The following is a 25,385-nucleotide window of genomic DNA, read 5'->3' as shown; positions in this document are numbered from 1 at the left end:
CCACGCGCCACTTTTTCTGGCACGTGGGTTGCAATCTCTGTTTAGCACATCGCTGCACAGTGGAATGAGCTTTCGAGGACAGGATGAAACGACATTACATTTTTGCCAGTCACGGCACCTTTGCCCGCGGGTTACTCGATTCGGTTGAGCTGATCCTCGGCAAGCAGCAGGACATCCATACGCTCTGCGCCTACGTCGACGAGCACCGCGATTTAACCGAGCAGGTAGAAACCTTACTCGCCAGCCTGCCCGAAGAGGATGAGGTGATTGCGATCACCGATATTTTTGCCGGTAGCGTCAACAACGAATTTATCCGCTTTTTGCACCGACCAAATTTTCATTTGATCGCAGGCCTCAATCTCCCGTTGGTGATCGGCTTACTTATTTCAGCGGATGAGCAGGATAGCGAGAAATTAATTCACGAAGCGTTATTCAGTTCCAGAGAGAGTATTCAGTATTGCAACCAGTCTATTGCCAGTGCGCTGCAGGCGGATAAAGACTTCTGATCGAGAGGAAGAATAATGATTACGTTATTACGCGTTGACCACCGCTTATTACACGGACAGGTCGCCTTTTCCTGGACCCAGTATGTTGGGGCGGATTGCATATTAATTGCCAACGACAGTGTGCCGAATGATGAATTACGTAAAACGACTATCAAGCTGGCAAAACCGCCCGCGGTGAAGCTGGTGATTAAAAATATCAACGACTCCATTGAAGCCATTAAAAGCGGCGTCACCGATAAATATCATCTTTTTATCGTCGTGGAGTCTGTGGATGATGCCTGGCGTTTAGCTTCGGCGGTAGACGGTATTAAAAGCATTAATCTTGGCGGCGTTAAAGCGAAAGAGGGGGCGCGCAATATCTCTAAGGCCATTAATTTGCTGCCGGACGAAATAGAAAAACTTACTCAACTGGTCGGCAACGGTGTTGAAGTCGAAATACGCCAGGTGCCGAATGATCGCAAACAGTTATTAGCGGAATCGCTGTAATTCCTGAGGACTCACTATGGTAGAGGCACTTTTACTCGGACTGGTGGCGTTTATCGCCCAGTCTGAATATGCCCTCGGCACCTCGCTGCTCTCCCGGCCCATTGTCACCGGACTATTAACCGGGCTGGTGTTGGGCGATGTGCAGACGGGGGTGGTGATGGGCGCGACGCTCGAGCTGGCATTTATCGGGTCGTTTTCGGTGGGGGCGTCAATTCCGCCGGACGTGGTCACCGGCGGGGTGCTCGGCGTGGCGTTTGCCATCACCTCCGGGGCAGGAACGGAAACGGCGCTGCTGCTCGGCCTGCCGATCGCCACCCTGACGCTGGTGCTGAAAAACGTCTATCTCGGCATGTTTATCCCCATGCTCAGCCAGAAGGCCGACAGCTATGCCGAACAGGCGGATACCGGCGGCATTGAGCGGATGCACCTTATCGCCGGGTTTGGTCTGTCGCTGATGCTGGCGACGGTGGTGACGGTGTCGTTCCTGGTGGGCAGCAGCGCGGTGAAATCCTTGCTGGATGCCATTCCGGAATTTATTAAGCACGGGTTAAGCGTGGCGACGGGGATCATTCCGGCGCTGGGCTTTGCCATGCTCGCCCGGCTACTGATCAACAAAAAAGTGGCCCCGTTCTTCTTCCTCGGCTTTGCCCTGATGGCGTACCTGAAAATACCCGTCACCGGTATCGCCATCCTCGGTGCCATTGTGGCGGTGGTGATGGTCAATATGACCGCCCCTAACGCTCCCCGTACAACGACCGATCAAGGAGTCGCTGATGACGACGAAGATTTCTGAAGAGACCCTGCCAGAGACGCAGGATGAGAACACGATTAATGCCCGCGATCTGCGCCGGGTGTTCTGGCGGTCGTTCCAGATGGAGTTTTCCTGGAACTATGAGCGGCAGATGAACCTTGCCTTCGTCTATGCCCTGATCCCAGTGCTGAAAAAGCTCTATCCACAAAAGGCCGCGCTGGCGGCGGCACTAAAACGCCACCTGGTGTTCTTCAACACCACGCCGCATATCGTCACGCTGCTGCTGGGCATCACCACGGCGATGGAGGAGAAAAACAGCCAGCAAAACGAGATGGACGGCACGGCAATCGACAACGTGAAGGCGTCGCTGATGGGGCCGCTGGCCGGGCTGGGGGACTCCTTTTTCTGGGGAACGCTGCGCCTGATCGCCACCGGGATCGGCACCAGCCTGGCGCTGCAGGGCAACATCCTGGGGCCAATCCTGTTCCTGCTGGTGTTTAACGTGCCGCACATTCTGGTGCGCTGGCTCTTTACCCGCTGGGGATACGTGCTGGGCACCGGGGTGCTCCATCGGGTGCAGAAGAGCGGGATGATGGAGAGCCTTACCTACGGGGCATCGATTATCGGGCTGATGGTGGTGGGGGCGATGGCCGCCTCGATGATCAACATCACTATCCCTATCTCCTTCGGCGCGGGAGAGGCGAAAACCGAGGTCCAGGGGATCATCGACAACATCATGCCTTGTCTGCTGCCCCTTATCAGCTTCGGCATTGTCTACTGGCTGCTGGGGCGCAAGGTAAAACCGCTCACCATCATTGGCGGCATGGCGCTGGTGGGCATTCTGGGTTCGTGGATCGGTCTGTTTTAAGCGGAGAAAACGATGCAACCAACAATGATGACCTATATCGAGGAGCAGCCTGCGGCGCTGGAGAATATTCTCCAACACTATCCGGCTCATCTCGACTCGCTGGAGGCCTTTGCCCGTCAGCACCCGGTACGCCGTCTGCTGGTGCTGGCGACTGGATCGTCGCTGAATGCGGCGATGTGCGCGCGCTACTTCTTTGAACACCGCTTCGGCCTGCTGGTGGAAATCAAGGAGCCGTACAACTTTGTGCATTATGAAGCCATCGACCCGCACACCGACATGGTGCTGGTGGTCTCCCAGAGCGGAAAAAGCGCCTCGACCCTGGCGGCGATGGAGAAAGTGCAGGCCGCCGGGCTGCCGGTGTTCGCTCTGACGTCAGACCCGGATAGCCCGATAGGTCGCCGCTGCGATCGTGTGCTGGATATCCATACCGGGATCGAGAAAGTGGGGTTTGTGACCCGCGGTTTTAGCGCCACGGTGCTCAATTTGTTGCTGGTTGCGCTCACCCTTGCCCGGGCGCAACAGCAGATTGATGAACGGGAAACGCAGGACTACCTGAAGGCGCTGCACCAGCTTGCGGCGACCATCCCCGACACCATCGCCCGCACGGAGGCGTTTTTCGCGCGACATCAGCACATTCTTCGGGAGGGCACGCGCTTTGTCGCCATCGGCGAAGGGGCCCTGACCGGGGTGGCGAAGGAGTTTGAGACCAAGTTCACCGAAACGGTGCGGGTGCCGTCCGGTGGATTTGAGCTGGAGGCCTACATGCATGGCCCCTATCTGGAGGCCAACGCAGAGCATGTGATGTTCTTTATTGAGGATGCGCCAAACCCGCGCCTGCGGGCGCTCAGGGACTATATGGCTCCGGCGGTTAAACAGACCTTTTTGGTGACGCTGACGGGCGAGGAACAGGAAAATACCCTGGCGCTGAACTGCTCCGTAGATCATCTGCTCTCGCCGCTGCTGTTGATTGTCCCCATGCAAATTCTGGCCTGGCGTACCGCCTGCGCCAAAGGCATCGATCTCTCGGTGCGTATCTTCGATGACTTCGATCGGGTTTTAAAAAGCAAAATATAGCAGGAGAACAACTATGTTAGGTTTTAATCAGGACGAGTACCTGACCAGTGCTCGTGAGATTGTTGCTGCGCGTAAACAGGCGGAACAGGTTGCTGATGAGATTATTCAGCAGGGCTTCAGCACGCTATTTTTCGCCTCGGTAGGGGGATCTCTGGCGCCGATGATGGCCATTAACGCCTTCGCCCGGGAATTAACCGAAATGCCGGTTTACCTTGAACAGGCGGCGGAATTAATTCATGCCGGACATAAACGCTTAAATAAAGATTCAGTGGTGATTACGCTCTCGAAATCGGGGGATACCAAAGAGTCGGTGGCGATTGCCGAATGGTGCAAAGCGCAGGGGATCCGCGTGGTGGCGATCACCAAAAACAGCGACTCACCGCTGGCGAATGCCGCCACCTGGCATATTCCGATGCGGCACAAGAACGGCGTGGAATATGAGTATATGCTGCTCTACTGGGTATTTTTCCGTTTACTGCATCGTAACGGGGAATTTGCGGATTACGACCGCTTCGCCAGCCAGCTTGAGCTGTTACCTGAGAATCTCCTTAACGCCAAAAAGCAATTTGATCCGCAGGCCGATGCCATCGCGCAAAAATACCATACCGCCGATTATATGATGTGGATTGGCGGCGCGGAGATGTGGGGCGAAGTCTATCTCTTCTCGATGTGTATTCTGGAGGAGATGCAGTGGAAGCGCACCAAATCGGTCTCCTCGGCGGAGTTCTTCCACGGTACCCTGGAGCTGTTGGAGAAAGATGTCCCGCTGTTCCTGGTCAAAGGCGAGGGCAAATGCCGGGCGCTAGACGACCGCGTCGAGCGTTTCGCGGCGAAAATTACCGATAACCTGGTGGTGTTTGATCCGCGTGATTACAGGCTGGCGGGCATTGACGATGCGTTCCGCTGGCTGCTGGCGCCGTGCGTCATCTCAACCCTGCTGGTGGACCGTCTTGCCGCCCACTTCGAGCATTACACCGGCCACAGTCTGGATATCCGCCGTTACTACCGGCAGTTCGAGTATTAATCACAATAAAAAAGGGGACGTGACGTCCCCTTAATCTATGTGGCGGTGTGATTAAACCCGGCTGCCCCACAGGTCATATTCGTCGGCGTTTTCAACTTTCACGCGCACGATATCGCCTGGTTTCACCTTAGTTTCGCCATTCAGGTAGACCGCGCCGTCGATTTCCGGGGCATCGGCCATGCTGCGGCCAATCGCGCCTTCTTCATCCACTTCGTCGATGATCACCAGAATTTCGCGGCCCACTTTCTCCTGCAGACGTTCAGCAGAGATCTGCTGTTGCAGCTGCATGAAGCGGTTCCAGCGCTCTTCTTTTACCTCTTCCGGCACCTGATCCGCCAGTTCGTTGGCGGTAGCGCCTTCAACCGGGCTGTACTTGAAGCAGCCCACGCGATCCAGACGCGCTTCTTTCAGGAAGTCGAGCAGCATCTGGAAATCTTCTTCGGTTTCACCCGGGAAGCCAACGATAAAGGTGGAGCGCAGGGTCAGATCCGGGCAGATTTCACGCCACTGCTTGATGCGCGCCAACTGGCGGTCAACGGAGCCAGGACGCTTCATCAGCTTCAGAATGCGTGGGCTGGCGTGCTGCAGCGGGATATCCAGATACGGCAGGATTTTGCCTTCCGCCATCAGCGGGATCACGTCGTCCACGTGCGGGTAAGGGTAGACATAGTGCAGACGCGTCCAGATGCCGAGCTTAGCGAGCTGTTCGCACAGGCCGACCATGCTGGTTTTCACCGGCTCGCCGTTGTGGAAACCGGAGCGGTGTTTAACGTCCACGCCGTAGGCGGAGGTGTCCTGAGAGATCACCAGCAGCTCTTTCACGCCCGCATCCGCCAGACGTTTGGCTTCGGCCAGCACTTCGCCAATCGGACGGCTCACCAGATCGCCACGCATGGACGGGATAATGCAGAAGGTGCAGCGATGATTGCAGCCTTCGGAAATTTTTAAGTACGCGTAGTGACGCGGGGTGAGCTTTACGCCCTGTTCCGGCACCAGGCTCAGGAACGGGTTATGCTTTGGTTTTGGCACATAGTGATGCACATGTTCCAGCACCTGCTCGTAACTGTGCGGACCGGTGATTTCCAGCACCTTAGGGTGGACTTCGCGGATCTGATCGACTTTGGCACCCAGGCAACCGGTGACAATCACCTTGCCGTTTTCGGTGAGTGCTTCACCGATGGCTTCCAGAGACTCCTGTACGGCGCTATCGATAAAGCCACAGGTGTTAACGATCACCATATCGGCGTTGTCGTAGCTTGGTACCACGTCATAGCCTTCGGTGCGAAGCTCGGTCAGGATACGTTCGGAATCCACCAGGTTTTTCGGGCAGCCCAGAGAGACGAAGCCGATTTTCGGCTGGTGTGTCACATTGCTCATAGATTAAAAAGTAGTCAGTTATGGAGTTATCAGGGCAGGGATTGTACAGATTTCCGCGCAGGAATTATAGGGGAGATACAGGAGCATCAGCGAAACATTTGTGGGAGAGATTTCCTGCCGCCCCGGCCGTCATTTTCTGTTCTTTACTTGTATTATAAAAGTGTCGGATTCGGGTTAAAGTTGTTTTTTTATATGCCGATAAATAATGAAATCAATGACATGCTTTGCTCTTTCATTCAGGGATATTTATGGCAGTTAACGGTGATATAAAGGTTCTGGAAGGTGCTTTAACCGCGTTTTTTGCGCACAAAAACACGAAGGAAAAACTCTCCCATATCCTCGATAAAAAAGCGAATGACTGGGAAAAATGGCTGCAGATAGAGTTCGAATTTTTCCTTGAGCATTATTTAGATTTTTCAGCGAAACGGGAATTACGAGCAATTACGGATAAAAGACACCAAAGTGGTCGACAACATGTAATTGTTGATCTCATTTTCAGGAAAAAATACACGCGGCTGGACAGGTTTATTTATGTTGAATTTAAGCTTGCCAGACGAGCAACGGAACTTGTCGAAAGTATCGCGACGGATTTGATTAAAAATTATGAAGTCGTGAACTCCCATTTCGCGAAAGCAAAACAAAAACGTCGGTCAATATGGGGAGTGGGTTTTTACCGGGATTTCTCATCGCTGACCGTTAATCGGGCCGATGAAAGGCTAAGCGGGCTGAAACAAGAGGGGTTTAGCTACCGGCATGACCCGGTATATATCTGTAAGTGCAGGGGCAGTAAGCACAAGGATAGCTGCCATGCGATTGGCATGGTGATTGTGGGTGCCGAGGCAGCATAAGATATACCATCGGCTGGCCGTTTCCCGGCCAGCATGATAATCACATAGCCTTACTCTAACTGGCTCAATAGTGCGCGGTACGCGGCGGTCTCGCTCTCTTTGCGCTCCAGACCTTGCTCGATTTCGCTGAACTCCTGTTGCAGGCTCTGACTGAGCGTCTCCTGCAGGCCGTTCTTCAACGTCTCAAGCTGAGCAAAAATCGACTGCGTACCGGCGTCCAGCTGCTTTGCCAGCGTGTCAAACATCGACCCGAGTGCCCGATCCAGCGCCTGTTGCAATTTTTGCTTATCTTCACTGCTTTTAATTTCGCCCTGGAAGGGGATCATCACCTGGGATTCATCCGCCTCCAGCACCAGCTTCGGCATTGCCAGCCCGTAAATGGCGCTTTCCAGCGCCCCGCGGAACAGCGCAGGGTCGAACTGCTCGCTGTCGGTATTCAGGTGGTGAACCAGCGCCTGACGGAGAGCACTTTTCAGCGCCGCAGGCTCGATCAGCTGGTTAAAGTGCTGGCGGATCTGGCTGGCGCAGGCCCGGCTGTACTGGCGGATCTGCTCGATGGCGTCCTGTGCGTTGAAATACTGATAGGCTACGGAGGTGGTGCCATATTCGGTACGGGTACTACCCCAGCTCCAGGGCTTGTACCAGGTCGAATCACTGACCTCATATGAGTACCGCTCCTGCTGATACCCGGTATGCGACTGTAGCTGGCGGAAGCGGGTAATATCATCGCTCAGCCTGCCACTGACGCGCAGGGTCTCAGTTCGTGCCTTGTGCAGCGTGTCGCCGATGATGGTGCGCAGCTCGGCGGCAATGCCTTCCAGCCGTTTGCGGCACTGGGACTGCTGCTGACGTAAGCTCTGTAGATCCTGGGTTTCGAGGCTGGAAATACGATCGTTAATGCGGGTACGCAGGCGCGTGACAATCTCAGCGAACTGTCCCGCCGATTCACAGGTAAAGCCTTCCCGCTGCTTTGTCAGTAGCGGGAGGCGGTCCTCACGTGCCTGCTGCCACTCCGCCTGCAGAGGGGAGAAGTTTGCAATACGTTCCCAGTCCTGCTGAGTAAAAGGCTCCGGCCAGCAATCTTCGGCCATTTCCTGCAGCCCACCAAAAGTGTGCAGCATGCTCTGGCTCCACTTCTCCTGCGGCCAGTGGGCAAATCCCCAGGCAAAGGTGCTGGCGAATACCGGGCTGGCTAAGCGCTCGAGGATCGCGGCGCGCGCCTCGTTGCCGTTGTCACGCTGAAACGCAACCAGCTGTTGCGCTTTGTTTTGCGCGATACGCAGCAGGCGGGTCTGAATATTCTCTTCCGTTGCCGCCAGCGAATCACGATCGTAGCCATCGTCGAGGATCACCGAGTCATACTGTCCGGCGACGAGCACCAGTCGTTTCACCCCTTTGCCCGGGAGCTGTTCTCCCAGCAGCCGGATATCGGCATCATCCAGAAACTGGCTGCAGCGGGAGAGGAAAAAGACCACGTCGCAGTTGGCCATATAGTCGCGCGTTTTTTGCGAACGGCTTTGTACAGGGTCGTTCATCCCCGGGGTGTCCACCACCTCAAAGCCTTTCAGGGCATCGTCCGGAAGAGTGAGCACCGTGGATTTGACCAGCGCGGTATACTGACCATCGTTGCCGGTAAACTGGTTCAGCAACCCCTGCAGTTCGCTGATATCACTGGCAAGAACCACTTCGGTGTGGTTTTCCAGGCGCGCCACTTTCTGCCAGTGGGCGGCGAAATCAATCTGCTTCTCCGCCGACATACCGAGCAGTTCTGTGGCGACTTTCTGACTGTCGCTGCCGGATGCCTGGCCGGCCTGCTCTTCGATCTGTTGCCACTCCTGCTGGCTGTAATACTCCACCTGCAGGCTATGCTGTTCGCCATAGCCAATCCGCGTCAGGTTGGCGGTTTTCGGCGTGGCGGCTTCGGGCAGGATCGGACGTCCATCAAAAAGCAGGGTGTTGAGAAAGGTGCTTTTTCCGGCTTTGACCTGGCCCATGATGCCAATATTGAGCGTCTGCTCTTTATGCTGCCAGCGGGCGAGTTTCTGCTTATAGTCCTGCGCCAGCGCCTTTAGCGCATCCAGTTCGGTGGTAAAGGTGTGGGGGACGCTGGCGCAGGCGTCGAGGTTTTTTTCAATGCGCTGGAGTAATGGTGCGGTCATTTGGATCCCTTAATGAAGGCGCTTACGTTGATTGAATGTTCGACGTTGTTATTGCGCAAAAACTGGTGAACTTTGTGAGAAATTCCTCCGAGCTGGTTATTTGATAGTTCCAGTTTTCTTAGCTTATTAAGGTAACAAATGGAGTCAGGTAAATGGCTGAGCCTTCCATAACTTCCTATTTTAATTGACATTAACGAAGCTGGGAGGGAGCTAAGAGCAGGGAAAGTGGTAATGTTAAAAGAGTCAAAAACCAAAGTTTGCAGATTTTCCAGAAGCGTAAAACCCGGCGGGAACGGGGTGATATATTGCCAGGTATTGGAATAAAGATTGATCTCCTCAATTTCCAGTAAATCGCTAATGTTTTTAGCCGGAATTACGATGTTGAGTTTATTTTCGTTAATCCATGATTTTAATCCAACGAAAAGCAGCTCATTATAACTCATAAGAAATTCCCGCCAGACGCTCATCTCACGGATACCCAACAGCAACTCTGAGGCCTTTTTCTCACCCACCGGCAGGCCCAGAATCAGACAGGCGATATAGACCACGTTCTCCATCTCCTCCTGGCTGATCCCCAACATTGCCGCCAGTGCTTCAAGCAGGGCGGTCTGGCTGGAGGTCAACGGCCCGTTTACCCGGCAAAACACCAGACAGTCGAGCAGTAAACAGATCTGACCGGCGCTCTCACGCACAGCGTTGAGTGCCTCGTCCAGCCCCTCTTCACCGAACCGGGTCGCCATCTGGCACAGCTCCGCCTGACGGCCTTCCATACCAATCGCTGGCAGCCAGAGCTGGAGCATGCGCTGCTGATATTCGCTGATTGGACTGTGGCTCAGCATTACCATAAAGAGCAGAGCGCAATAATGGCGGCGGCTGTTCTCGTTTTCGTCCGCAAGGGTGTGGGCGCTGTACGGGTTTTCTTTCAGGCGTAGCTTATCCAGCTGCTGCAAAATGGCTAAAGCGTTAATCTCAGACATGGTGATCCCCTGTTAAAAAGCTGTGCCAGGCGTTGTAAGCCGGTGGAAGGGGGATGATTTCGAAGAGGGGTTCTCCTTTTTTGCCGTATGCGCTATCAGCATCCTGGTTGGCGTCCATGACGATACGAATGACGATACCCTTACTGGAGACCAGCGCAAAACGGCACAGCATATAACCCAGAAACGCGTTATATGCTGTGCCCGAGGAATTCTTCGTTTTGAAAACGTAGCTCCCCTTTTTCATAATCTGGTTAACCTGCGGCATGCCGTTGTGGATAATTTTGTCTTTCAACTGCGTATCTGACGGGAACAGCTGTTCAACTCGCGCGGTCTTTACCACTGTCAACGCGCCAGAAAAAGCCTCAACCGAAGTCTTAATCCCGAGCAGTCGCAGGCTCCAGAAGTTAATCAGCATGATCTGCTTGTCTGCCAGCCCACATATTTTTGCCAGCCAGCCCAGACGCTCAACCTGCAGCGGTGCCAGCGGGCCGGTAATGCGTTGCAACACGGCAAAATCAAACATCAGTGCCTGCGCTGCATGCTTAGTCTGTCCAAGGTTGCGAACTATACGGGCCAGTCCTTCGCTATCCAGTTTTGCTGACTGCTGCAGATAATGCGCTAGCGGGAACGCGGGCTGGATGGATGCGATCAGCATCGTGATCAGCCGCTGCTGGGCTTCAGTGAGCGCGCCATTTTCCAGCAGCAGGGCCGCAAGCAGGATCAAATAATCGTCTTTCAACGCCGCGTCGTTCCCAGCGATAAAATGCGCATCCAGCGGCTCCAGCTGTAAGCGTGCGCCACTCATCAGCGCATCAAAATTTCCTGTGGTCATGCGTTCTCTCCATTGCTCAGGGCCTGTAATGAGGCGTAGTGCGTACTGTCGCGCTTGAGCAGTTCATCGAGGCGGGTCAGGGGCTTATTCTCCATTAGCGGCTGCCACAGTTGATCGTTACTGACGCTGTCACGGCGCAACACGTGGTCGAGGTTATCCATGGGCAGATTACGGGTAAGGGGGTGCCACAGCTCGGGATCCACTTCTTGAAGATCCAAACCGCATTCGTCCGCAAGCGCCAGCAGCAGGCTTTGCAGATTCACCGGGGCGTATTGCAGCATCGACAGGCTGTCCGGCTCTTCGAGTGGGATCGCCAGTCGTTCGCCCAGCGTCTTCAGGATGCTGAAGAACTGCTGCTGGATCTCGCTTAATGCCTGGCAAACCTCCTCCAGCTGGTAGAGATTGCCGCGGCTATTACGCTGCAGGCTCTGAATATCGGACTGGGTGCTCGCATCATCGCTCAGGGTCAAAATGCGGTTGAACTTACTGAGCTGGCGTTGCCCCTCCTGGCGCGCCTCATCGAGATAATTTTCATACGCCATAAACTGGCGCTTAAATTGCCGCGTAAAGCCCGGGTCGCGCCAGACCTGATTCCATTGGGTCAGGTAGTCTGTCAGGGGAGTAATGGACCACGGCTGACGCGGGCGGGTGGAGAAGGGCAGCACGTCCAGCACATTGATACCGCGCTGGGCCAGCGTCTCGCGCACCAGGCTAACAATATTCCCTACGGCCTCTTCGGGATGCTTATCGGCGCGGCTGACGACAATAAGTTTGGGGATCTGCTTGCCCAGCGAGGCCAGAAACGCAATGTCATCTTCGGTGATGGTGCCCTTATCGGCTGGCACCAGCCAGATGATGAACTGGGCGCTGTTAAGCTGGCTACGCGCCACGCTGGCGTCGGTGCGAGCGCTGCCTTCCTCGTCGGCTTTGCTGTAGCCGGGGGTATCCAGCAGCGCCAGGTTCTCCCAGTTGAAGCCGTTATGCGCCACCACCACAGATTTCAACATCCGGCTCACCTGGCTGCCGTAGCGTTCAAGTTCCTCATGGGTGAGGGTACGAAACTGGCTGTGGCTCAGGGTAATCAGACGGTTAAACAGATTGATGGCTTTGACGTCCGGCGTCTCCTGTTCTCCCTGTACCAGATAGGTTGGCAGGGAGGTGGTGGGATCCACTTCGGTGACCAGACACTTGCGATCGCCTACCAGCGCGTTAATCAGGGACGATTTCCCGGCGCTGAAGCTCCCGCCAAGCCCGACCACTACTTTGCCGGACAGCGCCGGATATTCACAAAACTCACGGAACCGCACCATTTCGTGACGCAGAGCGCGCAGAATATCGGTGAACATGGGCGGGCTGCCGCGACGTGCCAGGGCGGGAAGATCATGCTCAATCAGATCCTCCAGCGCACGCAGCAGGGCTTCATCTTCCTTTGCCGCACCGCCGGGACGATCTTCACAGGCCTGGCAGAGCAGGGCGTAGCGATCACGCAGGGTGCTTTCGTCCAGATCAACCATGGTTGAACTCCTGTAACCAGGCCAGCATCTGCGTCAGTGCCGCGCTGTCCTGCTGCCGGGCCTGCTGGCGCTGCGCCTCGGCGGCCTGTTCTGTTTTCAGCTCGCGGGCCTTGAGTTCCAGCGTTTGTCGTACTGTTGCCATCTCCTTATCCGCTGCACGGGAAATGGACTGCATTACCTCATCAATGGTGTGGCTGAGCCCACGAGCAATGTCGGGTTCCGCAGTCGAACAGCAGGACGGGATCACGGTGTTAATCACGTGCCGACGAGTCTCTTCCTGCTGCTGACGCTGAATCAGCTCCTGGCTACCGCGCTGAAATAAACCTTCCAGCGTAGAGATGATGATCGGTGCTAACACTTTACCCATCGGGATGCGGGTAATCAGATTGATGGCCGCAGGCAGAATGTAAGAGAGGGTACTTTTAATCAGCTCTGCACTCGATTCACTGGCTTTAAAACGATACGCGTAGGGCGTCTCCTGCATCGGCAACCCGTCCGGTAGCTGCAGGTGCCCCAGCTCTCTTTGAATCACGGGCTTAAGATAGCGTTCAAGTCCCTGGGACCAGGACATGCGCAGGGCATGGCCGATCGTCCCGCTCACGTCTTCACCGTTGAGCAGCGCCCGGGTGAGCGTCTCGAGCTGGCTGTTAAGGCGGCTGGCGAAATCATTAACAATGGCACGCCTGGCGACCTCTTGCTGCTCGTGTAGCCGGGTGGTGACATGCTGAAGGTCCGCCTGCATGCGTTGATACTGCGCTGATAGTAATTCGCGCTCGCTTTCGATCTCGCTCAGCGTCTGGTTATGGCTCTGCGCCAGCTGGTCGATACGCACCAGCAGATCCCGCACGCATTGCTGCACCGGCAGGCCGATGGCCCGGTGCCAGAAACGGTGCTGTAATGGCAGCAGTACCGGCAGCGCCGTGGCCAATTCGTTGGCATTTTTTCGCTGTGTGCGGCATACGGCGAGCAGCGGTTTACCCGTCAGGGCTTCAATTTGCTGACGAACGTGCGCCAACACCGCCTCAACGTCCTCCGGGGTTTTCTTATCGCATTTAGTGATGACCAGCATCATGGGCTTGTCATGAACCGCCAGCTCCTCAACGATCTTCCGCAGGCTCTCTTTCAGTACCCCCTCATCGACGCTGACCACTACCGCATAGGCAGCGCTGCGATCAAGATAGTTATCAATCGCCAGCGAATGCTGTGCAATGCCAGATTCCCAACCGGGCATATCCACCAGCGTCATGCCTTCCAGCGCGGCCAGCGTAGCGTCAGGCAACGTGATATCGACGACATTCTGCGGATCATGTTCGCCAAAGGCCTGCGTTTTTAATGCCTCACGGCTTAGCGGCAACAGGGACCCATCTTTGCGGCGCAGGACAATTGACTCCAGGGGGGCATAACGGAGTTCGGTCGGCAGGCTGGTTTCGGGAACGATGGCGACTGACAGCAAGTTATCCTGCAACAGTGTGTTGATGAGCGACGATTTACCGGCGCTAAAGGCACCAATGAGCGGCAGACGCACGGAGAAAGTACGAATATTTTCTTCAATCGTGTTCAGCTGTTCTGCGGGGAATTCGTATCGCTGCCAGTATGCGCGCAACGCGGGAAGTTGAGTATCAATCAGGGCGTGTTCTGGCTGGGAGAGCATCATATCTTTCCTTTAATAATCAGCGTACATCATGTTATTAACGGCAGTTCCGCAGGAAAATTAAGGTTAATCGCGTATTAAATGTGATATCTATTTCTGCCGTGAATGACACACACTCTACGCGAGGTCACTGACAGAGGATGTCATTGTAATAGCGAAGCGGAAGGTGGAGTGCGCTGCAGCTCACTTCGTCGGTTGTTTTAACATTGTAAATTTAGGTAGTCCGTCGCGGATTATTGACTTGACGCATTAAATTGCACAAAAAATAGACATAATCTGAAGATGTTCTAAAGCTGACAAGGGAGGAAAAAGCATGTCCGTTGACAGACTAAAACGCGATCTTCTTAACAAGATGATCAACGCCCGAATCGATCTCGCGGCCTATCTGCAGTTAAGGAAAGCGAAGGGGTATATGTCAGTCAGCGAAAGCGACCATCTGCGTGACAACTTCTTTGAACTTTGTACTTACATGCGTGAAAAAGCGCCTGAACTGAGGGCGCACTGCAATGCTGAGGAGCAGGCGATGCTCTATCGTGCCGCCGGTTCGCTCACCACCGCAGGCGTCTGTATGATGACCGGCAACCATGATTGCCCGACGTTCATCGCCGTCAACGCAGAGAAGCTGGAAAACTGTCTGAACGATCTCACTCTCTGCATCCAGTATCTGAAATCGCATACGCCGCTGATTCAGAGCTGACTCTGGGGGAGGCAACTCCCCCAACTGCTTAAGCTTTTGTAAAATTAATAATGCCCCTGCGCTGAGTGGCTACCTTTAAGGCATACGTCGAAAAGGAGTACGTCATGCGTCGATCCTCGCTTATTTCCCTGCCATTGTTGCTAATCTCCGCCTCGCTGTTTGCCGCACCAGCCGAAGTGAAGGTTTCGGTGCTGCAAAATAAACTCGATCACCCCTGGGCGCTGGCGTTTTTGCCGCAGGATCAGGGGATGCTCATCACGTTGAAAGGCGGGCAGCTTAAGCGCTGGCAGGCGGGCAAAGGGCTCTCCGATCCCATCGTCGGCGTGCCGAAGGTTTGGGCTAACGGCCAGGGCGGGTTGCTTGACGTGGCGCTGGCTCCCGACTTCGCAACCTCCCGTCGGGTCTGGTTGAGCTATGCCGAAGCGGGTGATGACGGTAAAGCGGGCACCGCGGTAGGGTATGGCCGTCTCAGCGACGATAATACCCGGCTGGAAGGCTTTAAGGTGGTTTTCCGCCAGCAGCCTAAACTCTCTACCGGCAATCATTTTGGTGGCCGGCTGGTGTTCGACGGGAAAGGCTATCTCTATATCGCCTTGGGAGAGAATAATCAGCGGCCCACCGCCCAGGATCTGGACAAGCTGCAGGGCAAAGTGGTGCGCCTTACCGACCAGGGGGCCGTACCGGACGATAATCCGTTCGTAAACCGCCAGGGCGCACGACCCGAGATCTGGTCTTACGGCATCCGTAACCCGCAGGGGTTAGCGATGAACCCGTGGAGCGACACGCTGTGGCTTAATGAGCACGGTCCGCGCGGCGGCGATGAGATCAACATTCCGGAAAAGGGCAAAAACTACGGCTGGCCGCTGGCCACACACGGTATCAATTACAGCGGATTGCCGATACCGGAAGCGAAGGGTGAACAGGTGGAAGGCACCGAGCCGCCGCTGTTTGTCTGGAAACAGTCCCCGGCCATCAGCGGCATGGCCTTCTATAACAGTGATCGTTTCCCGCAGTGGAAGAACAAACTCTTTATCGGCGCGCTGAAAGACAAAGATGTGATTGTGCTGAACGTCAATGGCAATCGCGTCACGGAAGAGGGGCGCATTCTGGGGGATCGCAATCAGCGGGTTCGCGATGTGCGGGTCGGGCCGGATGGCTATTTATACGTACTCACCGATGAGTCGGACGGGCAGCTGTTGAAGGTCAGCCCGTCCGGGACATAGCTTAGCTGACCGGGATCATCACCACGTTGCGGTACGCCGGGCGCTCGCTCAGGTTGGTCAGCCAGCGCGCCAGATTGGGGCGGGGCGCCCACTCAAGATCGACGTTGGTGAGGTTCCAGACAAACGGTGCGACGGCGATATCCCCCACGCCAAACGCATCGCCCGACAGCCACGGTTGTGTCGCGAGAGCCTCATCCAGCATGGCGAACAGGGATTCACAGCTCTCTTTTGCTGCGTTAATCGCCGCATAGTTACGTTCGGCTTCCGGGGTTCTCACCAGCCCCATCAGGATCACCCGGTGGGCAGGGGAGAGCGTCTGGTTGGCCCAGTCCATCCACTTCTCGCCGACGGCACGCTTCGCAGGCGCATCGATCCACAGCCTGTTCTGTCCGTATTGCGCCGCAAGGTAGCGCACAATAGCGTTGGACTCCCACAGTGTCAGGTCGGTTTCGTCATCGCGCAGCAGCGGCACCAGGCCATTGGGGTTCATCGCCAGATACTCCGCCTCTTTATTCACCCCGTACTGCATCCCCGCCATGATCTGGTTGAAGGGTAAATCGAGCTCTTCCAGCGTCCAGAGCACCTTTTTGACGTTCGTTGAATTGTTCCGGCCCCACAAAGTAATCATAATAACCCCTTATAATTAAAGCCGATCTCAGGATGAAATCCGTGTTTATGATCACCCATGGTGAGATAAACCTAACAAATACGCAACAGAGGCGAAAAAAATCGATGGGGTCAAAGCGTATCGGATTGTAATTGCGTAAACTTTAAAAAAGTTTACCAGGTTTTAGTTTTTTTAAAGCCATTAGTACGTTATTAATCAACGTTTCTTGCGACACGGCGGTATGACGTGATTTTTGGAATGGACATTCGGGTGGCAACATGATGCGAAAAACTTCTTCTTTACGTGGTCTGGTAGCAGGTAGTGCGCTGCTGGTCCTTTTTGCACCTTCGCTGTACGCAGCGGAACAGGCGGCCCCAGAGGCACCGCCGGTTGATGCGCGCGCCTGGATACTGATGGACTACGCCAGCGGTAAAGTGCTGGCTGAGGGCAACGCAGACGAGAAACTTGATCCTGCAAGCCTGACCAAAATCATGACCAGCTACGTGGTAGGGCAGGCGCTGAAAGCGGGCAAAATCAAGCTCACCGACATGGTGACCATCGGTAAAGACGCCTGGGCGACCGGTAATCCGGCGCTGCGCGGCTCCTCGGTCATGTTCCTGAAGCCTGGCGATCAGGTGGCGGTTTCTGACCTGAACAAAGGGGTAATCATTCAGTCAGGGAATGATGCCTGTATCGCGCTGGCCGATTATGTGGCCGGCAGCCAGGATTCTTTTATTGGTTTGATGAATGGCTATGCCCAGCGACTGGGCCTCACCAACACCACCTTTAAAACCGTTCATGGTCTGGATGCGCCGGGCCAGTTCAGTACCGCCCGCGATATGGCCCTGCTCGGTAAGGCGCTGATTCATGACGTGCCGGAAGAGTATGCGATCCACAAAGAGAAAGAGTTTACCTTCAACAAAATCCGCCAGCCGAACCGTAACCGCCTGCTCTGGAGCAGCAACCTTAACGTTGACGGGATGAAAACCGGAACCACGGCGGGGGCTGGCTACAACCTCGTGGCGTCGGCGACCCAGGGCGATATGCGTCTGATCTCAGTGGTGCTGGGCACCAAAACCGACCGCATCCGCTTTAATGAGTCGGAAAAACTGCTGACCTGGGGCTTCCGCTTCTTCGAAACTGTTACCCCTATCAAGCCGGATGCGACGTTTGTCAGCCAGCGCGTCTGGTTTGGTGACAAGAGCGAGGTTAAGCTCGGCGCCGGGGAGAGCGGTTCCGTGACCATTCCGCGCGGCCAGCTGAAAAACCTGAAAGCCAGCTACACCCTCACTGACAAACAGCTTACCGCGCCGCTGAAGAAAGGTCAGGTGGTCGGCACCATCGATTTCCAGCTGAACGGTAAATCTATCGAGCAGCGTCCGCTGATTGTGATGGAAGCGGTAGAAGAGGGGGGCTTCTTTGGCCGGATGTGGGATTTCGTCATGATGAAATTCCACGAATGGTTTGGGGGGTGGTTTAAGTAAATAACACAGCGCCGGGTAGCGGCTTCGCCTTACCCGGCCTACGAACGGCCCAAAGGCCTGAATCGTAGGCCCGTGCAAGCGCAGCGCCGCCGGGCATTAAACCCCACTCAGTACATCAGCTTTATCTGCTGCGCCTTAGCATAAGCAACCAATTCCTCATCCGGACGGCAGTCGCTCACGATGGCATCAAAACAGGTCAGCTCGCCCATTCGGGCCGGGCGTACTTTGCCTATCTTGCTGTGATCCACCACCAGCACATGGTACTGAGCCATGCTCATCGCCCACTGTTTTACCGGCAGCTCATCCAGATTAAAGCAGGTCGCGCCCTGACGGACATGCACACCCGCCGCGGAGTAAAAGGCAATATCCGGGCACAGGTTATTGAGCGTGTCCTGCAGATTGAGCGGTTTGAAAATGGCATTGCTGGCGTGGAACTCGCCGCCGCAGAGGATCACCCGGCACCCCGGTTTTTCCTGCAGGGCGAGGAACGTATTCAGGGAGTAACAGACGCCGGTAAAGGGCAGGTCGTTATCAATGGCTTCGATGATCCAGGGGGTGGTGGTACCGCAATCGAAAAAGAGCGTTTGATGGGGTTGCACCAGCGAGGCGGCCAGACGCGCGGCTTTGCGCTTCTCTTCCACCAGACGGGTCTTTTGATCGCTCAGCAGATAGTGGCTGGCGCTGCGGGGTTCGAGGACGATATAGCCGCCAAGCAGCACCACGGGGCCGCTTTCGCTGTTGAGATCCCGTCGAATGGTCATCTCAGAAACACCCAGCAGCGCGGCGGCTTCTTTCAGATGCAATTTGTCGCTGCGCTTAAGCGCATTAATCAGTTGAGCCAGCCGTTCGTCACGTCGTGTTTCCATAGGTCCTCGGAGCCAAAAATGAACCCCCGTTACGCCGGGGGCTCAAGTTTAACCCGCTAAACCCGACTTAGTCACGTATCCAGCCTTTGCGGATAGGCAGGGCAAAGCAGAAGCGATGAAGCTGCGAAAGACGTTGATAGATAACGTCACCGAACAGATTCCAGAGGATCTGCGCGCTCAGGCAGCCCAACAAGCCGACCATCAGCCCGCCCAGCATATCCATCGGCCAGTGCACGCCAAGATAGACTCGGGACCAGGCGATAGCGCAGGCCAGCATCATTAAGACGATGCCTGACCAGACGCGGTGCCAGAACAGGAACGCCAGCGCAAAGGTGAAAATGACAGTGCCGTGATCGCTCGGGAAGGAGTCATCGGCGGCGTGAGGCAGGAAGTTATAGCCGACACGATCGACAAACGGGCGGTCATGAGGGAAGAGATGCCCCAGCAGCCACGACGCCGCCAGGCTAATCACCAGCGCCATAGCAATTTTAATAACCAGCTGACGCTGGGCACCCACCTGTTTGCGCGGTCCCCATAGCCATAGGATCGCAATCAGCGCCGGCACGATGCTGATCAGGTCTTTCGCCACAAAAGTGGCGAGATTAATGCTCCACTCCGCTGAAGCAGGGGTGGCATTGATCAGATGAAACAGTCCGTAGTTCAGATCTTCTAACATATCCTCGTTACTCTTTTGCAAACCAGGCAGACACCAGGCCATAGGCTACCACCTGAGAAAACCACACCCACCAGCCTGCCCACAGGTTATGGGAGAAGAAATGTGCACCGCGCATCACCTGGCCATAGCCCATCCCCAGCCCGAGCACGATACCCGCAGCGACCATTCCCCAGGCCAGGCGCGGACGTTCACGCCAGAAGGCGAAGAACAGCCCCATCACCATAAAGCCGCTTGAGGCGTGCCCGCCCGGAAAACAGCGGCCAGGGCCACTGCCGTCAGGGGCGGCGTCAAACAGGGGATACGACAGCGCTTTGCCGCCATACTCCACCAGGTCCCAGGGGCAGCTGTGATGGCTGGTGGCTTTCAGTATGCCCACCACCGCCGTGCCAAGCCCCATCAGCAACGCCCCGGTCACCCACTGAGCGTTGCGTCGCCAGATACCGTACAGCAGCGTCCCGGCAGCCAGGGCGATGGTCAGATATTTCGCCAGTCGATGATTGAGCAGATCGAGCAGCGCGTTCTGCTGCAGCGGAAAGTGTTGACTCGCCGCATCAAACCAGTAGCCGGTCAGCACCCTGTCGAGGGTTTCATCCCGCGAAAGCCAGGTAAAAACCGCGGCCAGCACCAGCAGCACAATGAACTGGTTAACATAAAAACGTACCGGCAAAGGGTAAAGAGGTTTTGTCTTAGAACTCTTTAACTTAGACAATTCTGAAGCGGAGGAAATCTGTGTCATAATTGAGGTCAATGACTGGAAAAGCCCAAGCATACGGATGCCAACTTAAGGAAACCTTAAACGAGGGCGATTTGTGCCTTATTTCTGAACAGCTGCGTGAATCTGCTATCTCTGGCGCGGCCATTTCATTACACTCTGCGCGATTTTTTATCGGATATTGAGACTCCATGTTAAACCGTTCTTCTTCTGGCACTCGCCTGGGGCGTCAGGCGTTGTTGTTCCCCCTGTGCCTGGTGCTTTACGAATTCTCCACCTATATCGGTAACGATATGATCCAGCCCGGCATGCTGGCCGTGGTGGAGCAGTACAACGCCGGGATTGAGTGGGTACCCACCTCCATGACCGCCTATCTGGCAGGGGGGATGTTTTTACAGTGGCTGCTCGGCCCGCTGTCGGACCGTATTGGCCGTCGTCCGGTTATGCTCACCGGGGTGGCGTGGTTTATCGTCACTTGCCTGGCGACCCTGCTGGCGCAAACTATCGAGCAGTTTATGGTGCTGCGTTTTTTACAGGGGATCAGCCTGTGCTTTATCGGCGCGGTTGGGTACGCCGCCATCCAGGAGTCGTTTGAGGAGGCGGTGTGCATCAAAATCACCGCCCTGATGGCTAACGTGGCGCTCATTGCCCCGCTGCTGGGCCCGCTGGTGGGGGCGGCGTGGGTGCATGTCGCGCCGTGGGGGGGGATGTTTGTGCTGTTTGCGGCGCTGGCCGCCATCTCGTTTTACGGTCTGCACCGGGCGATGCCCGAAACGGCTACCCGCATCGGCGAAAAGCTCTCACTGCAGGAGCTGGGGCGCGACTATAAAGAGGTGCTGAAAAACGGTCGCTTTGTGGCCGGGGCGCTGGCGATTGGCTTTGTCTGCCTGCCGCTGCTGGCGTGGATCGCCCAGTCGCCGGTGATCATCATCAGCGGCGAAAAGCTCAGCAGCTACGAGTATGGCCTGCTGCAGGTGCCGATTTTTGGCGCGCTGATTGTGGGTAACATTGTGCTGGCCCGTTTGACCTCGCGCCGTACCGTACGCTCGCTGATTATTATGGGCGGCTGGCCGATCGTGATTGGGCTGGTAGTGGCCGCGGTGGCGACGGTCGTCTCATCGCACGCTTACCTGTGGATGACCGCCGGGCTCAGCATCTACGCATTTGGCATTGGGCTGGCAAACGCCGGGCTGGTGCGCCTGACGCTGTTTGCCAGCGAGGTGAGCAAAGGAACGGTGTCGGCGGCGATGGGCATGTTACAGATGCTGATCTTTACCGTGGGCATTGAGGTGAGCAAACACGCCTTCAGCAGCGGCGGCAACGGGCTGTTCAGCCTGTTTAATCTGGTAAACGGTCTGCTATGGCTGGCGCTGATGTTTGTCTTCCTGAAAGACAAGCGGGTGGGCAGTTCGTTACAACCGGATTAAGCGGGCATGGTGCCCGCATTTTGCCGGGTGGCGACTTAGCCTTACCCGGCCTACAAAATCGCAGGCCCGTGCAAGCAACGCGCTGCCGGGCATGACCTTAGTTGAACGGCGCCTCGCGATTCAGGACGCGGTCGATAATCTCCAGCACCCCTTCTTCGTTATTGTGCGGCGCTTCATAGCGGGCAACCGCTTTGATGTGATCCCGGGCATTGGCCATGGCAAAACTAAACCCGGCCTGGCTCAGCATCTCCACGTCGTTACCGCTGTCGCCAAAGGCGACCACTTCGCTGTTGTCGATGCCCCATAGCTCCTGAAGCAGACGCAGGCCGTTGGCCTTGTGGATCCCCGGCAGGATCAGGTCGATATTGCCGTAGCCGGTCGTCACCGGCACCATAATATCGCTCAGTTTGTCGTGGATCATCTCCTGGATACGCGGGATCGCCTCATCCGGCAGATTCAGCCCAAATTTAAAGAAGATATCGTTAAAATTGTCGAAGTTATCCACCTTTTCCAGGCGGTGATAATACTTCGCGGCAAGGTCGTGGAACGCTTCGCCATAATGCTTGAGGGTATAGGCGCTGCCTTTCCCGCAGGCGATCACTTCCACTTCCGGGATGGAACAGAGAAACTCCGCGACGGTGGCGAACTGCGCCTGCGTCAGCTCGCCGTTATAAACATCTTCTCCGGCATTTACCACCCAGCCGCCGTTTTCAGCGACGAAGGCGATCTCATCGGCTATCTCCGGGAAAAAGGAGATCAGCTGGTAGTACTGGTTGCCGCTGGCGACCACAAACCGTATGCCCCGTTCCTTCATTTGCGCATACTGGCGCAGAAAGCGCGCGCGATTGTACTCCTTCGCATCGTTCAGGAAGGTGCCATCCATATCAACCGCAATCATCTTAACGCTCATTATCCATTCTCCATGACAGATTCATTCTGCGACGCCGGTTTAGCGACCGCCCGGGCGACCAGAGCGGCAATGATCACTAAGCCCAGTACCACCAGCATGGCGCTGCGTAAGCCATAATGCTCCCCCAGGAAGCCCAGCAGCGGTGGGCCTACCAGGAAGGCGAGATAGCCGGTGGTGGCGACCACGCTGACGCGTCCTGGCGCATCCGGGCCGGTATCGCTGGCTGCCGAGATGGTGAGCGGGAAGCCGAGCGAGGCGCCAAGTCCCCACAGGATCACCGACACGCCAGCAATCCAGTCGACATCAACAAAAATAATCAACGCAATGCCCAGCCCGCCCAGCAGGGCGCTGGCGCGTACCACCGCCACGCGACTGTAGCGGTCGATAAACCAGCCGCCGGTAAAGCGCCCGACGGTCATACCCAGCGTAAACCCGGCGTAAATCAGCGAGCCGGAGGTAGGGCTGAATCCGTGGCCGTCCACCATCAGCAGCGGCAGCCAGTCGTTTGCAGAGCCTTCGGCAAAGGCCATCGCCAGCACTACCACGCCAATCAGCATCAGCTGCATATCGCGATAAAACGGCAGGCCTTTCTCACCCGTTTTGCTCTCACCGGCCTGGTTCTTGCCATTGCCGTCCGGGATGGCGGTGATCCCCAGCAGAACCGGGGCGATACAGACCAGCGCGGCCAGCAAAGTATGGGTCGTGGCAGCGATACCGGAGGCGGTGAGTGCCATGCCGATACCGGCGCCTGCCAGGGTACCGAGGCTGTAAAAGCCGTGCATCATCGGCAGCACGGTTTTGTTCATCTCCTGCTCGATAGTGGCGCCTTCGACGTTGATCGCCACCTCTGCCGCGCCAAAACTGCCGCCAAAGACGGTCAGCCCGAGGGCAAACGCCAGCGGGGAGGCAAACCACAGCGCAGCGCTGAGCATCATCATACCCAGAATCGCGCAGCACATGGTGGTGCGGATCACGGTTCGCGTGCCGAAGCGCTTAACCAGCCAGGCGGAGCAGAGAATGCCGCTCATCGAGCCTATCGACAGGCCAAATAACACGATGCCCATTTCCGCCGTCGAGACCGACAAAATGTCGCGGATAGCGGGGGTACGTGTGGCCCAGGAGGCCATCAACAGGCCGGGGATAAAGAAGAACATAAACAGCGCCCACAGGCGGCGTTGCAGCTTTTTGCGCGATGAGATGTCGGTCATGATTTCTGTACCAGAGGGACAACACTAGCAAGTTTGTGTACATTTGTACATAAATTCGCTGAGGTAAAAATGAACAGACGACCCAACGATCCGCAACGGCGGGAACGGATATTGCAGGCCACCCTGGACACCATTGCCGAACACGGCCTGAACGCCGTCACCCACCGCAAAATCGCCAGCTGCGCCGGGGTGCCGCTGGGGTCGATGACCTACTATTTCGCCGGAATGGACGCACTGCTTGAGGAGGCGTTCACCTGGTTTACGCAGCAAATGTCGGTGCAGTACCGCGAGTTTTTTGCCGGGGTGACGGGGCCGGAAATGGCCTGCGAGTCGATTACCACCCTGATTCACAGCTCCCAGGTCACCACGCCGCACAATATGGAGCTGATGTACCAGCTTTATGCCTTTATGAACCGCAGTCCGTCGTTAAAAAGCGTGATGCAGGACTGGATGAAAACCAGCCAGACGACGCTGGAGCAGTGGTTTGATCCGGTCACCGCCCGCGCGCTGGACGCGTTTATAGAAGGGATGACGCTGCATTTTGTTACCGACCGGCAGCCGCTTTCGCGAGAAGAGCTAAGGGCGATGGTAGGACGGATTGCGGGGGAGGGGAGATAAGATTCAGGCCAGCGGCAGCCTCTGCCGCAAACAATGATAGTGATTTTACTTTTACGCAACATTGTGGCAGAAAGAGTGTTTAAATTTTATGCACAAATCGCAGGCGTCACGTCAGGCTAAACGGGCATAATAAATTTTATCCGGGTAAAATTGGCACCATTTTCATTGCCAGCCTACGCTTATATTTTTACCCGGATAAAAAGGTAAGAGCATGCCCGCCATCACCCTCACTGCCTTCTGGCGGCAGCAGCAGATTGCGCACGGATCCCTGAGCGAACTAATGCAGCAGCTACAATCCGTTAACATCGGTCGTGAAACCGTTTTCATTTTCAACGATCGCAGCGGCAAACGCCTTGATATTCATCTTCATGAAGATATTGCCAGCGCCCTGGCGGTCTACCCGGAACTGGCGGAAAGTACCGCGGTGAAAACCCGTGGACGGCCAAAACTGGGCGTGTCGGCAAAAGAGGTCACCTTGTTGCCACGACACTGGGAATGGCTGGCCACGCAACCCGGCGGCGCTTCCGCCACGCTGCGCAGGCTTATCGATCAGGCGAGGAAAAGCGCTAAACCGGCGGATAACAAGCGCCAGCGCCACGACCGTGCCTACCACTTTATGTACGAAATCGCGGGGGATCTTCCTGGCTACGAGGCCTGCATGCGCGCGCTGTTTGCCGACGATGAAGCGGCATTTACGGCCAGTATCGCAAGCTGGCCGCAGGATATTCGCGAGTACGCGCTACGGTTAGCTTTTGGCAAAGAGGAAGAGAGTCACGACGCCTAAAATCTCTACAAATGTAAATTTTTGTACAATTTGCTGGTTGGTTTTTATTTCAATGTATTGATTTTAAACAGATTAAAATCCACCCCTGCTTTCTCTTTTCCTGTCA

25 protein-coding genes are annotated in these 25,385 nt (G+C 55.8%); 13 read left to right on the top strand and 12 right to left on the bottom strand.

Annotated elements, in window-relative coordinates:
• The first annotated feature begins 83 nt into the window (after positions 1–83).
• Genes DVA43_RS10695 through DVA43_RS10670 form a run of 6 tightly spaced genes read left to right on the top strand, consistent with a single transcriptional unit; the run spans position 84 to position 4,709 of the window.
• Complete coding sequence (locus tag DVA43_RS10695; protein ID WP_103823471.1) at positions 84–506, top strand: PTS sugar transporter subunit IIA; 423 nt, start codon at positions 84–86, stop codon at positions 504–506.
• Between the two features lie 15 nt (positions 507–521).
• Positions 522–992 (top strand): PTS sugar transporter subunit IIB, encoded by a 471-nt coding sequence (locus tag DVA43_RS10690; RefSeq protein ID WP_103823470.1) that lies wholly within the window; start codon positions 522–524, stop codon positions 990–992.
• A gap of 16 nt (positions 993–1,008) precedes the next feature.
• Positions 1,009–1,785: a PTS mannose/fructose/sorbose/N-acetylgalactosamine transporter subunit IIC gene (locus DVA43_RS10685; protein ID WP_114315529.1), complete on the top strand. Its 777-nt coding sequence runs from the start codon at positions 1,009–1,011 to the stop codon at positions 1,783–1,785.
• Positions 1,766–2,611, top strand: a complete 846-nt coding sequence (locus tag DVA43_RS10680; RefSeq protein ID WP_114315528.1) for a PTS system mannose/fructose/sorbose family transporter subunit IID — start codon at positions 1,766–1,768, stop codon at positions 2,609–2,611. Before DVA43_RS10685 ends, DVA43_RS10680 begins: the two co-directional genes overlap by 20 nt.
• Before the next feature lie 12 nt (positions 2,612–2,623).
• Positions 2,624–3,685 carry an SIS domain-containing protein gene (locus tag DVA43_RS10675; RefSeq protein ID WP_114315527.1) on the top strand — a complete coding sequence of 354 codons (1,062 nt, stop codon included), beginning with the start codon at positions 2,624–2,626 and terminating at the stop codon, positions 3,683–3,685.
• 13 nt (positions 3,686–3,698) lie between these two features.
• Positions 3,699–4,709, top strand: a complete 1,011-nt coding sequence (locus DVA43_RS10670) for an SIS domain-containing protein (protein WP_114315526.1) — start codon at positions 3,699–3,701, stop codon at positions 4,707–4,709.
• A 51-nt stretch (positions 4,710–4,760) separates the two neighbouring features.
• Here the strand turns inward: DVA43_RS10670 and rimO are convergent, their stop codons facing one another.
• A complete protein-coding gene (gene rimO / locus DVA43_RS10665; RefSeq protein WP_114315525.1) occupies positions 4,761–6,086 on the bottom strand; it encodes a 30S ribosomal protein S12 methylthiotransferase RimO in 1,326 nt (441 codons plus the stop codon).
• A 248-nt stretch (positions 6,087–6,334) separates the two neighbouring features.
• Between rimO and DVA43_RS10660 the strand changes: the two genes are divergently transcribed.
• Entirely contained in the window at positions 6,335–6,934 is a 600-nt protein-coding gene (locus DVA43_RS10660) for a hypothetical protein (RefSeq protein WP_114315524.1), read from the top strand.
• Positions 6,935–6,984: 50 nt separating this feature from the next.
• Here the strand turns inward: DVA43_RS10660 and DVA43_RS10655 are convergent, their stop codons facing one another.
• From DVA43_RS10655 to DVA43_RS10635, 5 genes are read right to left on the bottom strand one after another with little or no spacing between them, the layout of a single operon-like run.
• Positions 6,985–9,093, bottom strand: a complete 2,109-nt coding sequence (locus DVA43_RS10655; RefSeq protein WP_114315523.1) for a dynamin family protein — start codon at positions 9,091–9,093, stop codon at positions 6,985–6,987.
• Positions 9,090–10,043 (bottom strand): hypothetical protein, encoded by a 954-nt coding sequence (locus DVA43_RS10650; RefSeq protein ID WP_147271026.1) that lies wholly within the window; start codon positions 10,041–10,043, stop codon positions 9,090–9,092. The genes DVA43_RS10655 and DVA43_RS10650 overlap by 4 nt, the downstream gene beginning before the upstream one ends.
• 19 nt (positions 10,044–10,062) lie before the next feature.
• Positions 10,063–10,902 carry a hypothetical protein gene (locus tag DVA43_RS10645; RefSeq protein ID WP_114315521.1) on the bottom strand — a complete coding sequence of 280 codons (840 nt, stop codon included), beginning with the start codon at positions 10,900–10,902 and terminating at the stop codon, positions 10,063–10,065.
• A complete protein-coding gene (locus DVA43_RS10640) occupies positions 10,899–12,416 on the bottom strand; it encodes a dynamin family protein (protein WP_114315520.1) in 1,518 nt (505 codons plus the stop codon). The genes DVA43_RS10645 and DVA43_RS10640 overlap by 4 nt, the downstream gene beginning before the upstream one ends.
• Entirely contained in the window at positions 12,409–14,070 is a 1,662-nt protein-coding gene (locus tag DVA43_RS10635) for a dynamin family protein (protein ID WP_114315519.1), read from the bottom strand. The genes DVA43_RS10640 and DVA43_RS10635 overlap by 8 nt, the downstream gene beginning before the upstream one ends.
• Before the next feature lie 310 nt (positions 14,071–14,380).
• On the opposite strand from DVA43_RS10635, the gene bssR reads away from it, so the two are divergent.
• Together bssR and DVA43_RS10625 are read left to right on the top strand one after the other, a co-directional pair.
• A complete protein-coding gene (bssR, locus tag DVA43_RS10630; RefSeq protein WP_103823464.1) occupies positions 14,381–14,764 on the top strand; it encodes a biofilm formation regulator BssR in 384 nt (127 codons plus the stop codon).
• Positions 14,765–14,868: 104 nt separating this feature from the next.
• Entirely contained in the window at positions 14,869–15,987 is a 1,119-nt protein-coding gene (locus tag DVA43_RS10625) for a PQQ-dependent sugar dehydrogenase (RefSeq protein ID WP_114315518.1), read from the top strand.
• A gap of 1 nt (position 15,988) precedes the next feature.
• Here the strand turns inward: DVA43_RS10625 and DVA43_RS10620 are convergent, their stop codons facing one another.
• Positions 15,989–16,615 carry a glutathione S-transferase family protein gene (locus DVA43_RS10620; RefSeq protein ID WP_114315517.1) on the bottom strand — a complete coding sequence of 209 codons (627 nt, stop codon included), beginning with the start codon at positions 16,613–16,615 and terminating at the stop codon, positions 15,989–15,991.
• A gap of 257 nt (positions 16,616–16,872) precedes the next feature.
• On the opposite strand from DVA43_RS10620, the gene dacC reads away from it, so the two are divergent.
• On the top strand, positions 16,873–18,078 hold the full coding sequence (dacC, locus tag DVA43_RS10615) for a serine-type D-Ala-D-Ala carboxypeptidase (RefSeq protein ID WP_114315516.1): 1,206 nt from the start codon (positions 16,873–16,875) through the stop codon (positions 18,076–18,078).
• A gap of 107 nt (positions 18,079–18,185) precedes the next feature.
• On the opposite strand, the gene deoR is transcribed toward dacC, so the two are convergent.
• From deoR to DVA43_RS10600, 3 genes are all read right to left on the bottom strand, one after another.
• On the bottom strand, positions 18,186–18,944 hold the full coding sequence (deoR, locus tag DVA43_RS10610; RefSeq protein WP_103823460.1) for a DNA-binding transcriptional repressor DeoR: 759 nt from the start codon (positions 18,942–18,944) through the stop codon (positions 18,186–18,188).
• Positions 18,945–19,011: 67 nt separating this feature from the next.
• Positions 19,012–19,620 carry an undecaprenyl-diphosphate phosphatase gene (gene ybjG, locus DVA43_RS10605; protein ID WP_103823459.1) on the bottom strand — a complete coding sequence of 203 codons (609 nt, stop codon included), beginning with the start codon at positions 19,618–19,620 and terminating at the stop codon, positions 19,012–19,014.
• 7 nt (positions 19,621–19,627) lie between these two features.
• Positions 19,628–20,356: a phosphatase PAP2 family protein gene (locus DVA43_RS10600; RefSeq protein WP_114317122.1), complete on the bottom strand. Its 729-nt coding sequence runs from the start codon at positions 20,354–20,356 to the stop codon at positions 19,628–19,630.
• A gap of 167 nt (positions 20,357–20,523) precedes the next feature.
• On the opposite strand from DVA43_RS10600, the gene DVA43_RS10595 reads away from it, so the two are divergent.
• Positions 20,524–21,759 (top strand): MFS transporter, encoded by a 1,236-nt coding sequence (locus DVA43_RS10595; RefSeq protein ID WP_114315515.1) that lies wholly within the window; start codon positions 20,524–20,526, stop codon positions 21,757–21,759.
• Positions 21,760–21,856: 97 nt separating this feature from the next.
• Here DVA43_RS10595 and DVA43_RS10590 read toward each other — a convergent pair whose 3' ends face one another.
• Together DVA43_RS10590 and DVA43_RS10585 are read right to left on the bottom strand one after the other, a co-directional pair.
• Complete coding sequence (locus tag DVA43_RS10590; RefSeq protein ID WP_114315514.1) at positions 21,857–22,669, bottom strand: Cof-type HAD-IIB family hydrolase; 813 nt, start codon at positions 22,667–22,669, stop codon at positions 21,857–21,859.
• Positions 22,669–23,877 (bottom strand): MFS transporter, encoded by a 1,209-nt coding sequence (locus DVA43_RS10585; RefSeq protein WP_114315513.1) that lies wholly within the window; start codon positions 23,875–23,877, stop codon positions 22,669–22,671. The genes DVA43_RS10590 and DVA43_RS10585 overlap by 1 nt, the downstream gene beginning before the upstream one ends.
• 69 nt (positions 23,878–23,946) lie before the next feature.
• Here DVA43_RS10585 and DVA43_RS10580 point away from each other — a divergent pair, with 69 nt between their 5' ends.
• Positions 23,947–24,495, top strand: coding sequence for a TetR/AcrR family transcriptional regulator (locus DVA43_RS10580; protein ID WP_114315512.1), 549 nt, complete (start codon positions 23,947–23,949; stop codon positions 24,493–24,495).
• 211 nt (positions 24,496–24,706) lie between these two features.
• Positions 24,707–25,279: a DUF2239 family protein gene (locus tag DVA43_RS10575; protein WP_114315511.1), complete on the top strand. Its 573-nt coding sequence runs from the start codon at positions 24,707–24,709 to the stop codon at positions 25,277–25,279.
• The last annotated feature ends 106 nt before the right edge of the window (positions 25,280–25,385 follow it).

Source organism: Leclercia sp. W6, assembly GCF_003336345.1.
Taxonomy (GTDB): domain Bacteria; phylum Pseudomonadota; class Gammaproteobacteria; order Enterobacterales; family Enterobacteriaceae; genus Enterobacter.
Note: the sequence above shows the minus strand (reverse complement) of the source record. Positions and strands in the feature narration are given on the sequence as shown.

Excerpts from the sequence above, each read along its gene's own strand:
- DVA43_RS10680 (WP_114315528.1), top strand. The coding sequence starts at position 1,766 with ATGACGACGAAGATTTCTGAAGAGACCCTGCCAGAGACGCAGGATGAG.
- DVA43_RS10670 (WP_114315526.1), top strand. The coding sequence starts at position 3,699 with ATGTTAGGTTTTAATCAGGACGAGTACCTGACCAGTGCTCGTGAGATT.
- DVA43_RS10575 (WP_114315511.1), top strand. The coding sequence starts at position 24,707 with ATGCCCGCCATCACCCTCACTGCCTTCTGGCGGCAGCAGCAGATTGCG.
- DVA43_RS10645 (WP_114315521.1), bottom strand. The coding sequence starts at position 10,902 with ATGACCACAGGAAATTTTGATGCGCTGATGAGTGGCGCACGCTTACAG.
- DVA43_RS10685 (WP_114315529.1), top strand. The coding sequence starts at position 1,009 with ATGGTAGAGGCACTTTTACTCGGACTGGTGGCGTTTATCGCCCAGTCT.
- DVA43_RS10595 (WP_114315515.1), top strand. The coding sequence starts at position 20,524 with ATGTTAAACCGTTCTTCTTCTGGCACTCGCCTGGGGCGTCAGGCGTTG.
- DVA43_RS10655 (WP_114315523.1), bottom strand. The coding sequence starts at position 9,093 with ATGACCGCACCATTACTCCAGCGCATTGAAAAAAACCTCGACGCCTGC.
- DVA43_RS10580 (WP_114315512.1), top strand. The coding sequence starts at position 23,947 with ATGAACAGACGACCCAACGATCCGCAACGGCGGGAACGGATATTGCAG.
- DVA43_RS10695 (WP_103823471.1), top strand. The coding sequence starts at position 84 with ATGAAACGACATTACATTTTTGCCAGTCACGGCACCTTTGCCCGCGGG.
- bssR (WP_103823464.1), top strand. The coding sequence starts at position 14,381 with ATGTCCGTTGACAGACTAAAACGCGATCTTCTTAACAAGATGATCAAC.
- DVA43_RS10620 (WP_114315517.1), bottom strand. The coding sequence starts at position 16,615 with ATGATTACTTTGTGGGGCCGGAACAATTCAACGAACGTCAAAAAGGTG.
- DVA43_RS10625 (WP_114315518.1), top strand. The coding sequence starts at position 14,869 with ATGCGTCGATCCTCGCTTATTTCCCTGCCATTGTTGCTAATCTCCGCC.
- DVA43_RS10640 (WP_114315520.1), bottom strand. The coding sequence starts at position 12,416 with ATGGTTGATCTGGACGAAAGCACCCTGCGTGATCGCTACGCCCTGCTC.
- DVA43_RS10585 (WP_114315513.1), bottom strand. The coding sequence starts at position 23,877 with ATGACCGACATCTCATCGCGCAAAAAGCTGCAACGCCGCCTGTGGGCG.
- DVA43_RS10675 (WP_114315527.1), top strand. The coding sequence starts at position 2,624 with ATGCAACCAACAATGATGACCTATATCGAGGAGCAGCCTGCGGCGCTG.
- DVA43_RS10600 (WP_114317122.1), bottom strand. The coding sequence starts at position 20,356 with ATGACACAGATTTCCTCCGCTTCAGAATTGTCTAAGTTAAAGAGTTCT.
- rimO (WP_114315525.1), bottom strand. The coding sequence starts at position 6,086 with ATGAGCAATGTGACACACCAGCCGAAAATCGGCTTCGTCTCTCTGGGC.
- DVA43_RS10635 (WP_114315519.1), bottom strand. The coding sequence starts at position 14,070 with ATGATGCTCTCCCAGCCAGAACACGCCCTGATTGATACTCAACTTCCC.
- dacC (WP_114315516.1), top strand. The coding sequence starts at position 16,873 with ATGATGCGAAAAACTTCTTCTTTACGTGGTCTGGTAGCAGGTAGTGCG.
- DVA43_RS10590 (WP_114315514.1), bottom strand. The coding sequence starts at position 22,669 with ATGAGCGTTAAGATGATTGCGGTTGATATGGATGGCACCTTCCTGAAC.
- deoR (WP_103823460.1), bottom strand. The coding sequence starts at position 18,944 with ATGGAAACACGACGTGACGAACGGCTGGCTCAACTGATTAATGCGCTT.
- ybjG (WP_103823459.1), bottom strand. The coding sequence starts at position 19,620 with ATGTTAGAAGATCTGAACTACGGACTGTTTCATCTGATCAATGCCACC.
- DVA43_RS10660 (WP_114315524.1), top strand. The coding sequence starts at position 6,335 with ATGGCAGTTAACGGTGATATAAAGGTTCTGGAAGGTGCTTTAACCGCG.
- DVA43_RS10690 (WP_103823470.1), top strand. The coding sequence starts at position 522 with ATGATTACGTTATTACGCGTTGACCACCGCTTATTACACGGACAGGTC.